Annotated in this window: 17 protein-coding genes; 5 read left to right on the top strand and 12 right to left on the bottom strand. The window is 58.9% G+C overall.

Annotated features, from left to right (window positions below):
* Positions 1–6: 6 nt before the first annotated feature.
* From BW958_RS05550 to BW958_RS05585, 8 genes are read right to left on the bottom strand one after another with little or no spacing between them, the layout of a single operon-like run.
* A complete protein-coding gene (locus BW958_RS05550) occupies positions 7–1683 on the bottom strand; it encodes a glycosyltransferase family 2 protein (RefSeq protein WP_076574748.1) in 1677 nt (558 codons plus the stop codon).
* Entirely contained in the window at positions 1680–2045 is a 366-nt protein-coding gene (locus BW958_RS05555; RefSeq protein ID WP_076574749.1) for an ApeI family dehydratase, read from the bottom strand. Before BW958_RS05555 ends, BW958_RS05550 begins: the two co-directional genes overlap by 4 nt.
* On the bottom strand, positions 2042–3418 hold the full coding sequence (locus BW958_RS05560; RefSeq protein ID WP_076574750.1) for an AMP-binding protein: 1377 nt from the start codon (positions 3416–3418) through the stop codon (positions 2042–2044). Before BW958_RS05560 ends, BW958_RS05555 begins: the two co-directional genes overlap by 4 nt.
* Complete coding sequence (locus BW958_RS05565; RefSeq protein ID WP_076574751.1) at positions 3405–3980, bottom strand: COG4648 family protein; 576 nt, start codon at positions 3978–3980, stop codon at positions 3405–3407. The genes BW958_RS05560 and BW958_RS05565 overlap by 14 nt, the downstream gene beginning before the upstream one ends.
* On the bottom strand, positions 3980–4225 hold the full coding sequence (locus BW958_RS05570; protein WP_076575082.1) for an acyl carrier protein: 246 nt from the start codon (positions 4223–4225) through the stop codon (positions 3980–3982). The genes BW958_RS05565 and BW958_RS05570 overlap by 1 nt, the downstream gene beginning before the upstream one ends.
* Positions 4225–4491 (bottom strand): phosphopantetheine-binding protein, encoded by a 267-nt coding sequence (locus tag BW958_RS05575; RefSeq protein WP_076574752.1) that lies wholly within the window; start codon positions 4489–4491, stop codon positions 4225–4227. The genes BW958_RS05570 and BW958_RS05575 overlap by 1 nt, the downstream gene beginning before the upstream one ends.
* A complete protein-coding gene (locus BW958_RS05580) occupies positions 4472–5266 on the bottom strand; it encodes a lysophospholipid acyltransferase family protein (protein ID WP_076574753.1) in 795 nt (264 codons plus the stop codon). The genes BW958_RS05575 and BW958_RS05580 overlap by 20 nt, the downstream gene beginning before the upstream one ends.
* Positions 5251–5961, bottom strand: a complete 711-nt coding sequence (locus tag BW958_RS05585; protein WP_076575083.1) for a beta-ketoacyl synthase chain length factor — start codon at positions 5959–5961, stop codon at positions 5251–5253. Before BW958_RS05585 ends, BW958_RS05580 begins: the two co-directional genes overlap by 16 nt.
* Positions 5962–6217: 256 nt before the next feature.
* On the opposite strand from BW958_RS05585, the gene BW958_RS05590 reads away from it, so the two are divergent.
* From BW958_RS05590 to BW958_RS05600, 3 genes are read left to right on the top strand one after another with little or no spacing between them, the layout of a single operon-like run.
* On the top strand, positions 6218–6613 hold the full coding sequence (locus BW958_RS05590) for a hypothetical protein (protein ID WP_076574754.1): 396 nt from the start codon (positions 6218–6220) through the stop codon (positions 6611–6613).
* A gap of 14 nt (positions 6614–6627) precedes the next feature.
* Positions 6628–7689 carry a methyltransferase gene (locus tag BW958_RS05595; RefSeq protein ID WP_076574755.1) on the top strand — a complete coding sequence of 354 codons (1062 nt, stop codon included), beginning with the start codon at positions 6628–6630 and terminating at the stop codon, positions 7687–7689.
* 45 nt (positions 7690–7734) lie between these two features.
* Positions 7735–7935, top strand: a complete 201-nt coding sequence (locus BW958_RS05600; RefSeq protein ID WP_076574756.1) for a hypothetical protein — start codon at positions 7735–7737, stop codon at positions 7933–7935.
* 54 nt (positions 7936–7989) lie between these two features.
* On the opposite strand, the gene BW958_RS05605 is transcribed toward BW958_RS05600, so the two are convergent.
* Together BW958_RS05605 and BW958_RS05610 are read right to left on the bottom strand one after the other, a co-directional pair.
* Positions 7990–8898 carry a pseudouridine-5'-phosphate glycosidase gene (locus BW958_RS05605; protein WP_076574757.1) on the bottom strand — a complete coding sequence of 303 codons (909 nt, stop codon included), beginning with the start codon at positions 8896–8898 and terminating at the stop codon, positions 7990–7992.
* Positions 8892–9983 carry a PfkB family carbohydrate kinase gene (locus tag BW958_RS05610; protein ID WP_076574758.1) on the bottom strand — a complete coding sequence of 364 codons (1092 nt, stop codon included), beginning with the start codon at positions 9981–9983 and terminating at the stop codon, positions 8892–8894. Before BW958_RS05610 ends, BW958_RS05605 begins: the two co-directional genes overlap by 7 nt.
* A gap of 174 nt (positions 9984–10157) precedes the next feature.
* On the opposite strand from BW958_RS05610, the gene BW958_RS05615 reads away from it, so the two are divergent.
* Both BW958_RS05615 and BW958_RS05620 read left to right on the top strand, forming a co-directional pair.
* Positions 10158–10619: an RNA methyltransferase gene (locus tag BW958_RS05615; protein WP_076574759.1), complete on the top strand. Its 462-nt coding sequence runs from the start codon at positions 10158–10160 to the stop codon at positions 10617–10619.
* A 137-nt stretch (positions 10620–10756) separates the two neighbouring features.
* A complete protein-coding gene (locus tag BW958_RS05620; RefSeq protein ID WP_076574760.1) occupies positions 10757–11203 on the top strand; it encodes a universal stress protein in 447 nt (148 codons plus the stop codon).
* A gap of 61 nt (positions 11204–11264) precedes the next feature.
* Here the strand turns inward: BW958_RS05620 and BW958_RS05625 are convergent, their stop codons facing one another.
* Together BW958_RS05625 and BW958_RS05630 are read right to left on the bottom strand one after the other, a co-directional pair.
* Complete coding sequence (locus tag BW958_RS05625; RefSeq protein WP_076574761.1) at positions 11265–11876, bottom strand: murein L,D-transpeptidase catalytic domain family protein; 612 nt, start codon at positions 11874–11876, stop codon at positions 11265–11267.
* Between the two features lie 110 nt (positions 11877–11986).
* Positions 11987–13258: a glutamate-5-semialdehyde dehydrogenase gene (locus BW958_RS05630; RefSeq protein ID WP_076574762.1), complete on the bottom strand. Its 1272-nt coding sequence runs from the start codon at positions 13256–13258 to the stop codon at positions 11987–11989.

Here is a 13258-nt window from a genome sequence, read left to right on the forward strand (position 1 = left end):
GGTTACTCAGTCCGGCTCATCGGTCAGATGCCAGAAGTCGAAAAAATTGAACCAGTCGAGCGGGGCTTGCAGGCAGTGCGCCTCCAGCCGCTCGGCATAGTGGCGCACGCGCGCTTCCAGCAGTTGCTGGCGGTTAGCTCTGGGTAGCGGCTGGCCATCAGCAAACGGCTCGAAGTGCACCCGAAAACGCCCCTGCTCCTTGAGACCAAACATCAGATACGTGGGGCATCCCAGCACGGCAGAGAGTGCAAACGGCCCGAGCGGGAACGGCGCTGGCTGACCAAGAAAATCGGCCCACACCACCCGTTTTTCACGAGTCACCGAGGTGCGATCGCCGACGATCACCACCCACTCACCGGCATCAAGCCGCTCTTTGAGCAAAATGGCGGTATCGGCCCCCAACTCCTGCACCTGAACCAGATTAAGGCCGGCCTGCGGGTTGATCTCCTGCAGCAAGGCATTAAAACGGGCGGCATGACGGGTAAAGACCAGAGCCGTGATGTGCACCGCCCCTTCCTGATGACCGAGCGCCCGGCACAGCTCCAAATCGCCCAGGTGCGAGCCCAGGATCAGCGCGCCCTGACCGCGCGCCGCCTGGTAGTGTTCGCGGCCCACCAGCTCAATCTGATCGAGCCGGATATCACCGCGCCAGCCAGCCAGCTTGTCGAGGGCCGCTTCGCCAAAGCGCAGAAAGTGGCGCAGGCTGCCAAGGGGCCCGGGCAGTGTGACACCACGCTCTGCCGCCCGTTGGCTCAAGCGCGCCAGATAGTCTTGGGAGGCCTGACGCTGACTGCGCCCGGTCAGCCAGAAATAGGTGATCACCGGCAGTAAAATAGCCTTGAAGCCGGGCCGGCCGAGCAGGCTGTAGCTCCAGAGCATGATGCGCAGCCCGAGCAAGGTGCCGCGCTCAGGCGTGCGCGACCAGTGCGCGCGACCCAATGCCAGCCATGCTTTGGGCCAGCGCAGCAGATGGCGAGCGCCTTCACCAAGCAGGGTCAACACCAGCCGGGTGTGCATCCAGGAGATGCGCAGGTTGTCAGCCAGTGGGTCAAAATGGGAGAGTCCGTCTTGCGGATAGTGTACCCGCAGTGGCACAAAGCGCACCGGCACCTTGCGCCAATAGAGGCGCACCATCACTTCGATATCAAAGTCCATCCGCTCGCCAAGACGACAACCTTCGAGCAAGGCGCAGGTCGCAGCCAACGGGTAGACCCGAAAACCGCACATGCTATCGCGAATATCCAGCGACAGCGTCTCAATCCAGACCCAGACATGGGTGAGATAGCGGCCGTAGAGGCGCCCCTTGGGCACCGATTCATCATATTCGGGTGCGCCGGACACCAGCGCCGTCGGGTATTGCTCAGCCTCGGCCAACAGATCCGGCAAGCGGGTCAGATCGTGCTGACCATCGGCATCGACCTGCAGCGCGTGGCTAAATCCCCGCGCCTTGGCGGCCCGTAGCGCCGTCATTACGGCGCCACCTTTGCCACGATTGCGCTCGTGGCGAAGCAGGCTGACCCAACCGGCATGCTCGGCAGCCAGCACATCCAGCGCCGCCGCCGCTTGCGGCTCACTGCCATCATCGACCAGCAGGCAGGGAAGCTGGTAGCGCTCAAGCTGCGCCAGCACCTTGCGCAAAGGGGAGGCATGGTTATAGCAGGGGATGATGATGCACGGGTTCATGTCAGGCTCACCCGACCACTGCTCGCCAGCTCACCCGGCTCACCATCCGACTGTAAAATCCGATATTCAAAGCGCAGCCGTCCCTCGGCGTGGCGTTGCAAAGACAAGGCGCAGCGCATACCCGGTCGTAAAGGGCGCTGGAATTTAAGCTGATCCATGCCAGCAAATTGCCCCTCCATCACCCCTTCGCGGCGCGCCAGCGCCAGAGCCCAGTGCAGCTGGGTCACGCCCGGCAGCAGGGCTGCACCGGGAAAGTGGCCGCTAAACCAGGGCAAATCTGGCGCAAGGTAGAGAGTCAGCAACACGCCTGTTCCATCAGGCTGGCATGCCTGCACTTCGGGTAACAAGCTCGCGTCCATCATGCATCGTCCTCCGGCAAGGTGATGTCGCAAGCAAAGCTATGACGCAGCGCCACCCCATCGCGTTTGCCTGCACCGGTCAATGGCATGGTATTAAACATCCGCAGAGAGCGCGGCAGCGCTACCGGCTCCAGCCAGGGACGCAGTCTCTGACGCAGTGCCTGCAAAAAGGGACCATGCCCCAACGCATCATATTCCGCTTGCCCCTCGGCACTTGGCACCAGTGCTACGCCCAGCACCTTACGACCGCCTCGCTCCAGTGGCATCACGGCCACCTCGTTGACCCAGGGCAGTGACAACAGACGCAGCTCGACGTCATCTAACGAGATGCGTTTCTCTTCGAGTTTGATAATTCGATCGCTACGACCGAGCAGGCGAAACTGTTGGCCACCCTCATCCAGTGCAATGCGATCGCTGCCAAGCCAGGGCGTATTGTCCGGTAAAAACGGAGAAATCAGCGTCAGCAACTGATCGGCGCCCGAGCTTAACTGCATACCGGGAAACGCATGCCAGCACTGATCTTCCTGTTCACGCTGGCGCCAGCCAATCCCACCGGTTTCGCTGCTGCCATAGATTTCGACCGGTCGCTGGCCGAGCAACGCTGCGCACTGCCTGGCATCCTGCCAGGCCAGCGGACCACCGGAAGAGAGCACCAGTTGGCAGCCACTGCTTTGCAAAGCAGGATCGAGACGGGACAAAAAGGCAGGTGAACTGACCAGCAGCCAGGGGCCGCTATCGCTTTGCAATTGCTCGGGATAATCGGTCTGACGGCGCGCCAGCGGAATTCCCAGCGCCAGCGGCAGCAAGATACGAAACAGCAGGCCGTAGATATGCTGATGACTGACACTCGAATAGAGCCGGGCACCGTGACTGCACTGACCCCACAGAGAGCACTGCACACGCACTTCGGTGTCCAGTTGTTGCCACACCTTGCCAATGGGCTTGGGATCACCGCTCGAGCCCGAGGTGTAGAGCGTGATGGTTGGTGCGAGTGAACCGGTGCCGGGTTGGTAAAATGAACGCGGAGCAGCTGTCGGAAGTTCATCGATCATAAGCTGCGGACAGGAGAGGTCAGCCGGTTCATCGGCCAGCACACCATCAAATGCGCCTTGCGCCAGTAAGGCAGCCAAGGCAGCAGGGCGCTGGTGACCGGGCAAGATCATCTGATGGCCGGTGAGGGCGCAAGCCAGCAGGGCTTGGCAAAAATGGTAACTGTCGGTCAGACAGATCGCCCAACGCTGTGCACCCGCACCATTCATGCGAGCCGCCAGTTGCAGAGCCCCCGAGCGCAAGTCGGCTAGGGACAGGTCGCCCTCAACGCCAAAGGCCACCACCCGCTCGGCCGGAGCCTGCCACAGCTCATCAAGTAGGGTCATTGTCCCCTCCCCGCATCACATGTCGGCGCACCAGCCACTCTCCCCCCATCAAGACGCCGATCAGCACATAGCTAATCAAACCGTTATAGAGGCTCCACAACGCAAGGTCACCGTGCAGGATGGTCAAGGTGGCCAAGGCCGCGTTGATGATAAAAAACAGGCACCACACCTGGGTCACGCGCCGGGTATAACGCACGCCACGCGGCGGCAGGTCAGGGGTGGTCAGGCGAGCCAGACGCTCCACCAGTGTCATGGGCTGGCGCAGACTCCAGCCAAATACCGCCAGCAGGGTCAGATTGACCACCAGCGGATAGAACAAGAGCCAGTGTTGGGCTTTGAACCACAGGCTAAGCACCACCAGCGCCAACCCCACCACGCCGGCCAGACGCGCCGCCCACAACCACTCACGCAGCGCAGCACTGCCTGGCAGCAGACGCAAGGCAAACAGCGGGAGCAGCATCAGAGCCAGCGCGTCGTGACTCCAGCGGGTCATGCCGACATAGACCAACAAGGGGTAGAGCAGTAGCACGCCCCCGGCCAGCAGGTTGAAACCACGCACCATCAGGCGGCGAGCAGACGCTCTACCGCGTCCACCACATCGGCCACGGTGCGCACGGATTTGAACTCTTCCGGCTTGATTTTCTTGCCGGTGAGTTTTTGCAGATGCACCACCAGATCGATGGCATCAATGCTATCGAGCTCCAACTGCTGATAGAGCTGGGCATCCATGGTCACGGCGTCGGCATCAATCTCAAACAAATCGACCAGAGCGCTGCGGATCTCGTTGAAAATCTCCTCTCTGGTCATCATGCACGCTCCTGCTGGGCATTCACCAACGCGGCCAGTGCTGCCACCGAGGCAAAGTGGCGGCGAGTGTTTTCATCATCAGCCGAGAGCACGATACCGTAACGGCCTTTCATTGCGAGCCCCAGCTCCAGCGCATCAATGGAGTCGAGGCCGAGGCCATCGCCAAACAGCGGGGCGTCGGTCTCAATCTCGGCCGGAGTCATGCCTTCCAGATTGAGGCTGTCGATAATCAGTTGTTTGATCTCTTCAATTAGGGCTTGTTGCATCTTGAGTCCATACAGGGTCTTGATTGCCCGGGCTCAATACCCGGGTGAAATGGTGAGTCAGATGACGGGCCGCCAGCGAAGGGGGCTCGTGAGCCGGAACCAGATCCTGCGCCTGACACTGGGGCAAAAACTGGACGGTAAACACCGGCTTGTGTGTGGGCACATGAAACCACTTGTGCTGCTTGGTCAGAAATCTGGCCGAGCAGTGGATGCGAACCGGCTGCAATCTGGCGCCACTTCGCACCGCCAACTGCGCCGCACCACGTTGCAGACGTAGTGGTTCACCCGGGGTGGTGCGAGTGCCTTCGGGAAATATCAGCAATATTCCCCCTTGCCGAATCCGCTCAATACATAATGGCAATAACCGCTCGGCAACCACATTGGGGATATAATCGGCGGCGCGCACAACGCCGGCAACAAATGGATTACGCCACAGCGCCTCTTTGACGATGCAGTCACAATTTGGCATCTCAGAGGCCAGCAACACATAATCCAGCAGGCTGGGGTGATTTGCCAAGACCAGAGTCCCTTCCAGATTGGCGGGAATACCCTCGACTCGATAATCAAGCACGCCCATCATCTTTAAAAAACGCATAAAGAGGCGAAAGGAGTGACGAATCGAACCCTGAGCCCAGCGGCGGCGTAACTCACCGCGAACAAACAGCGCAAGCAGTGGAAACCAGAATATCGTCAGCAATATTCCACCGCCACCAAACAGGGTAAAGCCAAGCATAGTGCCCAGCAATCGCCACCACCGGCTCAGTTGCGCTGCCATAGCCACCCCTGCCGCCCATCAAATACCGAAAAGTGCGATAACCCCATTAGCTGGGCACGCCAACACGATAATGCGCCATCCATCTCTCTCGGGACAGAAGTTGTCGCCCTGCATCCCTGCCACTCCCCGCCTTTTGCCAAAACCAGCGCCACGGCTCGTGGCGGCATTTCATCGGCAAGCCAAGGCTGGGAAAATGTCGGGATACGACCTTCAAATGCCACCACCAGCACCTTTTGCAAACCATCAGCCAACATGCCGATAGCCTCGTGCAATGCTGCGGCAAAGCTGCCCTCACCGGCTGCCAGCGAGCTCATGGGAATGCTGTGCTGCCCCTGAATGGAGGCCAGACCTGCCGAGGTATTGTGGACCGATTGGGAGAAATCAGTGGGGGACAGAGCTCGCTGCGCCGCCAGCGCCTGCAGCAAGGTGATGGAGCGATCCAGCTCCCCGTGCCGGCTGGCAAACACAGCGCCATCAACGGGATGCTGCTCCATCATGCTCAGAGCCAGCTCGACGGCCAGACGGGCACCCTGACTCATACGCCGGGCTACCATCATCGGCAGATGGGGCGTCTGCATGCCTTCGGCCATCGGCCACACGCCGGTATGGGCCCACTCGAGCCACTGCTCGCGCGTCACCAGACCGGGCGCCAATGCCGCAGCGTCGATGATGGAAAAACCGGGATGACTCAGCACACACAAACCTTGGTACATGACCATCAGCGGCAGCGCGCTCTATCCGCAATCGGCTGATGATTCATCTTCCGTTAAGAAAGTAATAAGTGGAGGGCATATTACCATCATTTTTTTTGAAGAACAGAGGCTCTCTGCGTGCAATCCGACAGAGTCTGGTTTAATCCCATAATTTTCTGCTTTTTATTGAAAGCCATCATTTTTTATTGTTTGATGAGCCCGCCAGTTGGCACACCTCATAAATACAAAGGTTATAAAAATGAAAAATATCAAACATTTTATCAGCATGTTAACCATGCTGTTATTAATAGGCTGCTCAACATCCCAACCCGTACTGAATATGACGAGCAATCCCATCCCCGCCAAGCTTTCAGATCAGCAGATTTCTCGAGCGATTATTAATGCGGGAATCAGCAAGAAGTGGATTATGAAAGAAGAGCGTCCAGGTGTTATCCGTGGTCATATTCAGGTGCGTCAACACCAAGCCACCATTGATATTCCCTACACCACCCATGATTACTCCATTACCTACGTAAATAGCGTCAATCTGGATGATAACGGCAGCGGAAAAATCCACCGTAATTACAACCGCTGGATTGCCGGATTGAACCAAGCCATCCAACTGGAATTGAATCGAGCCAGTAATTATCAATAATCGGGAGTTTTCGATTGAAACACTATCAGACAGATGGCCACAATGCGCTGGATGCCATCAGCCAGGCACAACGTATTGTCTTTGCCCCCATGCTATTCCAGGCAGCCTGGAGTCTGCGTGAAAGCGGGATTCTGGCCTTTCTTGCCAACCAGCCGCAGGGAGCAACCAGTGCCGACATCGCTGCTGCAACCGGCTTGACCGACTATGCGGCCAGCGTGCTGCTCGATATGGGGCTGGGCGGCGGCATCTGCCATCTGTCTGATGATCGCTATTGTTTGGGAAAGGTTGGCCAATACCTGCATAGCGATCCGATGACCCGCGTCAACATGGATTTTGTGCAGCATGTTTGCTACCGACCACTGGCCCATCTGCATGAGGCCATTATCAGTGGCAAGCCCGAAGGGCTGCGCGAATTTGGTGATTGGCAGACTATCTATCCCCATCTTAAGGATCTGCCAGAGCCGGCACGTAGCAGCTGGTTCCGCTTTGACCATTTTTACTCCGACTGGGCCTTCAAACAGGCGCAAGATCATGTGCTTGCTTATGAGCCCCAACATCTCTATGACCTGGGTGGCAACACCGGCAAGTGGGCACTCTCTTGCGCCAAGCGCGATCCCAAGCTGCAGGTGACCATTCTCGATCTGCCTGAACAGATCGCCATGGCTAACAGCACTATTCGCGAGGCCAACCTGCAAGATCGTGTACATGGCCATCCGGTCAATCTGCTGGAAGAGGGGCAGCTGCCTGGCGATGCCGATATCTGGTGGATGAGCCAGTTCCTTGACTGCTTCAGCCATGAACAAATTGTCAGCCTGCTTAAACGTATCCGTCGCAGCATGAAGCCAGGAGCCCGCGTCTGCATTCTGGAGCTGTTCTGGGATCGCCAGCCCTTTGAGGCGGCCAGCTTCAGCCTCAATGCCACCTCGCTCTATTTCACCTGCCTGGCCAACGGCAACAGCCGTTTTTACCACTCTCGTGAAATGTATCAGTGTCTGCGCGAGGCCGAGTTCCATGTAGAAGCTGACCACGATATTGCGGGGCCGGGCCATACCCTGCTGGTTGCAAGGCCGCTCTGAAACGGTTAGATCAGAGCATTGGGGCCAATATGAGGGGTAGTCAGTATGAAATATGCGTTGCTGCTGATCACAGCGCTATTAATAACCGGCTGCGCAGAGATCAAAGGGGCGGGTAGAACCATCGGCCATACCACCCGGGACGTGACCAAGCAGATTGGGCATACCACCCGGGATGTGACCCGCGAGATTGGTCACGGCACCCGTGATACGGTCAAAGGGATTGGCAACCAGATCCAGAACCAGTAAATGAGAAGAGGGCCCGCGGGCCCTCTGCTATTTAGTGCCGATCAATCGTCGGATTTACAGGGCAGCGGCGATGCGGGCACCCAGTGCGGCGTTGTTGAGCACCAGCTTGATGTTGGAAGAGAGGCTGTTACCGCCGGTCAGCTCGCACACACGGGCCAGCAGGAACGGGGTGGATGCCTTGCCCTTGACCCCTTGCTCATCGGCTTCTTGCAGCGACTGGGCGATGGCAGCATCAATCGCCTCTTTGGGCATGGCAAACTCTTGCGGGATCGGGTTGGCGACCACGGCGCCCCCTTCCAGACCCAACGACCATTTCAGTCGCAGCGCCTCGGCAATCGCTTCCGGGGTATCGAGACGATAATCGACCTTGAAGCCGCTCTCGCGGGTATAGAAAGCCGGCAGCTCTTCTGTTTGATAGCCAATCACCGGCACACCCTGGGTTTCCAGGTATTCCAGTGTCAGGCCGATGTCCAGAATCGACTTGGCACCGGCACACACCACGGCCACGTCGGTATGAGCCAGCTCTTGCAGGTCGGCAGAGATGTCGAAGGTTTCCTGAGCGCCACGGTGCACACCGCCAATACCACCGGTAGCAAACACCCGAATCCCCGCCATGGCGGCGATGATCATGGTCGATGCCACCGTGGTGGCGCCCATCTTGCCGGCAGCCAGCACAAACGGAATGTCGCGGCGGCTGCACTTGGCCACGCTATAACCCCCTTTGCCAAGCGCCTCGAGCGCCGCTTCATCAAGACCCACCTTGAGGCGGCCACCGATGATGGCAATGGTCGCCGGCACAGCGCCATTGTCACGCACCACCTGCTCAACCAGCCGTGCGGTCTCCACGTTCTGCGGATAGGGCATACCGTGGGAGATGATGGTGGACTCCAGCGCCACAACGGGGCGACCGGCGGCCAGGGCTTGCGCAACTTCCGGCTGGATATCGAGATAATCGTTCAACATGGGTACTCCTCCAACATACGTTCTGCGGCGGCCTGAGACAGGCCGGTAAAGACGGTATCTTCACAACCGACTGCCAGGGCCGAGCAGGCCAGGGCAAAGCGGGCGGTGTATTTGAGCGAATAATCCTGCAACCAGGCATGGACCAGGCCGCCCATAAAGGCATCGCCACCACCGGTCACATTGATGACCGGGCAGGGCAGAATTGACAGGTGTTCCTGATGTTCGCCATCGCTATAGAAAATCCCCTGCTCACCCAGACTGAGGAACAGACGACGCACCCCGGCGCGGTGGAACCACTCGGCCACCGCCGGACCATCTTGCGGCCCACGAATGGTGATGCCACACAGGCTCTCGGCTTCGAGACGATTGGGTTTAAGGGTGTGGATGGCGGGCAGCCAGGGGCGAATCTTCTCCACCTTGGCCACCGAGACGGTATCGACAAACAGCGGCAGATGACCGTAGCGATCAAACAGCCAGGCCAGGGTCGGCGTTGCCAGATTGGTATCGATAACCAGCGCACCGGCTGCTGAAATCTGGCCATCGAGCGCAGTCAGGCGCTGCGGCGTAAGCGAGGCAAGGATACCCATGTCATTGATGGCGCAGCCCATCTCACCGCTGCTGTCATGCAGGCTGAGATAGCAGGAGGTGGAGAGACCGTCGAGCACCAGCGTGTGGCGCATATTAATGCCGGCTTGCTGGCTCACCTCAATCAGGCGTTGCCCATACGGGTCATTACCCACTGCGGTCACCAGTCGGGTATCGCTACCCAGACGAGCGAGATTCTCGGCGATATTACGAGCCACCCCACCGGCAGCCGTGTGCACCCGGCCGGGGTTGGAATCACCGGAGCGCAGCTCACCGAGCGCCTTGCCACAGATGTCCATGTTGGCACCGCCCAGTACCACGGCGTAGGGGCCTTCGCGCAATACATAGCCACGCCCCAGCACATAGCCCTGGCGCATCAGGCTGGAGATATGGCTGGCCAGCGCCGAGCGGCTGATCCCAAGCCGGTCAGCCAACGTCTGCTGCGGTATCATGGGATCTTCACGCAGCAGTCGCAGTATCTCTTGCTCTCGCTCTGTCATAGACAAACATCCATTTATAAACGTTTGTCTATTATTTGCCGATTACCCAGCGACCGCAACCCTTGCTGGCGAAAAATGCCACAGAGCGCACATCTCCCAAACAGTCGATCGGAAAAAGAAGCAGCGCCGCGTGAAACGACTCCCTATAATCTGCCGCCTAATAGAGGAGGCGTCATGACACAAGTAAGCATCGGACTGGTTAATCCCAAATCCCCGGAGAACGTTGGCGCCGTGCTGCGTGCTGCCGGTTGCTATCGGGCGGATGCCGTCTTCTACACCGGCGTGCGCTTTGAGCTAGCCCAACGCTTTGTCACCGACACCAAGCGCATGGTCAGCCGCATTCCGCTGGTCGGAGTCGATGAACTGCAACAAGCCTTGCCGGCCGGCGCGGTCGCGGTGGCCGTTGATCTTATCGACGGCGCCATCCCCTTGCCCACCTATCAGCATCCCGACAACGCCTTTTACATCTTCGGCCCCGAAGATGGCACCCTGGGCCCCGAGATCCTTTCATGGTGTCGTGATGTGATCTACGTGCCAACCGAGGGGTGTATGAACCTGGCCGCCTCGGTCAATGTGATCCTGTATGACCGGCTGGCCAAGGGTTACCAAGCGGAAGACAACAACACCGAGCGATAAAACCTGAGGCCGGTCATGTTTGTGGCGCAGCACTGATGCCGGCCACCCGCTGGCGCCGTAAGATGGAGTCAAGCGGTGACGGGAGCCCGCCACCCATTCCAGCATGCCGCCGCGCGGTCACTGCCAAGGAGTCCATCATGTCTATCCAGAGCATCCTCTGCCCCATCGATTTCTCCCCCATGTCCAAGCCGGTGCTCGATTACGCCGTGTTTATGGCGCAAAGCCATGGCGCGCGGCTGCACCTGGTCCATGTCATTGATCAGTTGCAGGGTTTTGACAGCTACAAGATCCTGCATATGACCGCCGCCGAGATCACTTTCGAGCTCGAGCAGCAGGCCAAAGCCCATCTGGCCACCCTGATAACGTCCCTGACCATTCCGGCCACCAGCGAAATCTGCTTTGGCCGCGCACCGGACGAGATCACCGCCCTGGCCGCCAAGGCCGAGTGCGATCTCATCATCATGGGCAGCCACGGCCGCACCGGATTGGCCCATCTGTTGGTGGGGAGTGTGGCCGAAGCGGTGGTGCGCCATGCTCCCTGCCCGGTACTCATCGTGCGCCAGCGGGAAGAGCATCCGGCGTAAAAGAGTGCACGCAAGAATGCACAAAGGGAGCCGCAGCTCCCTTTGTTGTTTTAATAAGGCGTTAGCCGTGGGCGTAGATGATACTGCCCCCCTTGATAAGCTCGATGATCCGGTTAGCCTGCTCGAGCGGAACCGCCGGGCATCCCCAGCTGCGGCCCAGCTTGCCGAAACGGCGGATATGGTCAGGGCTGGCATACGGCGCGCCGTGCAACACGATGTCGCGCCGTCTTGCGTTGAGATTTTTGCCCGGAGTCAGCCCGTCGAGTCGCAGCGAATAGCCATATTTACCGAGATAGGTTTCACCAGTGCGATAGAGCCCGAGCGAGCTTTGCAACGAGTTGGGTTGATCGGAAAACGCATAGGCTCGCTCATCGCCGGAGTTACGGCCATGGCTGACCCAGGTCGAAAACAGCAACTGCCCGTGCTGCACATCCAGAATAAACAGCCGTTTCTGATTGGACGGCTTGCTGTAGTCGATGATGGTCAGCACCGGCCGATGTTGATCCTGCACCTTGCGGTAATTGGCCAGCGCCTCGGCAAACACGGCGGAGGAGACCACCCGCGACATACCGGATTCGTAATAGAGCGCACTGTCACTCAGTGCTTTGGCACTGGCCTGCCATGAGCAAAGTGCCAGCACTATCCCTGTGATCATCCATCCCATGCGCATCATACCGAACCTTTATTGAGATTTTTGTCAGCTTATTGTTTATAAACGCGGGTTTGGTATTGAGCAATAAAAATGCCGACTCTGCGCCGGCATTGTGATAAAGCTCGCGTCAATCAGGTTCGGATCAGGTAGTCCGCTTGCCCTACCCACTTGTAGCTGGTGAGCTCCATCAGCCCCATCGGGCCGCGGGCATGCAGCATTTGGGTCGATACCGCCACCTCGGCGCCCAAGCCAAACTGGCCACCATCGGTAAAGCGGGTCGAGGCATTGACATACACCGCTGCCGAGCCGGCACCGTTAACGAAACGCTCGGCGCTGCGCAGATCATGGGTGAGAATGGCATCGGAGTGGCCGGCATTGTGCTCGCGCATGTGTGCTAATGCCGCATTCACATCCCGCACCAGACGCACCCCGAGCGTAAGCGACAGCCACTCGGTATCAAAATCTTCACCACCGGCAGCACGCAGCTGCGCCGCCCCCTGCAGATAAGGTAGCGCGGTCTCGTCAGCCACCAGCGCAACCTGGCGCTGGTTCATGCGGGCAACCAGTTTGGGCAGGAACTCGCTGGCAATCTGCTCATGCACCAGCAGGGTATCGAGGGCGTTACAGGCGGAGGGACGCTGCACCTTGGCATTGTCGATCACCTCGATAGCGCGCGCCTGATCGGCACTTTCGTCTACAAATATGTGGCTAATGCCAAAGCCGCCGATGATAACCGGAATGGTGCTCTGCTCTTTGCACATTTTGTGCAGACCCGCGCCACCGCGCGGGATGATCATGTCCACATAGCGGTCAAGGCGCAGCAATTCGCCCACCAGAGCGCGATCCGGATTATCGATATATTGCACCGAAGCGGCCGGCAGACCGCTCTTTTCCAGTGCGTTTTGAATCACCTGCACCAGCGCCAGGTTGGAGTGGAAGGTCTCACGACCGCCACGCAAAATGCTGGCATTACCGGTTTTCAGGCAGAGGCTGGCGATATCGATAGTCACATTCGGCCGCGCCTCGTAGATGACGCCGATCACCCCGATCGGCACCCGGCGTTTGGCCAGTCGCAGACCGTTTTCCAGCACCCGGCTCCCCTCCTCGATGCCAACGGGGTCATCAAGGGTGATCACCTTGCGCACATCGCTGATGATCCCGGCCAGACGCGACTCGGTCAGCAGCAGCCGATCGAGCATGGCCTCGCCCATTCCACCGGCGCGGGCGGCGTCGATATCCAGCGCATTGGCTGCCAGAATGGTACTGACCTGGGCCTCCAGCTCATCGGCAATCGCCGCGAGTGCGCGGTTTTTATCTGCTGTCGAGGTCGTAGCCAGCTGATAGGCCGCTTCACGGGCTGCCTGTCCAAGCGTCTCCAGACGACCCGATTGTTCCTGACTCAT

Origin of the sequence: Aeromonas sp. RU39B, assembly GCF_900156095.1 — a bacterium.
Lineage (GTDB): Bacteria > Pseudomonadota > Gammaproteobacteria > Enterobacterales > Aeromonadaceae > Aeromonas.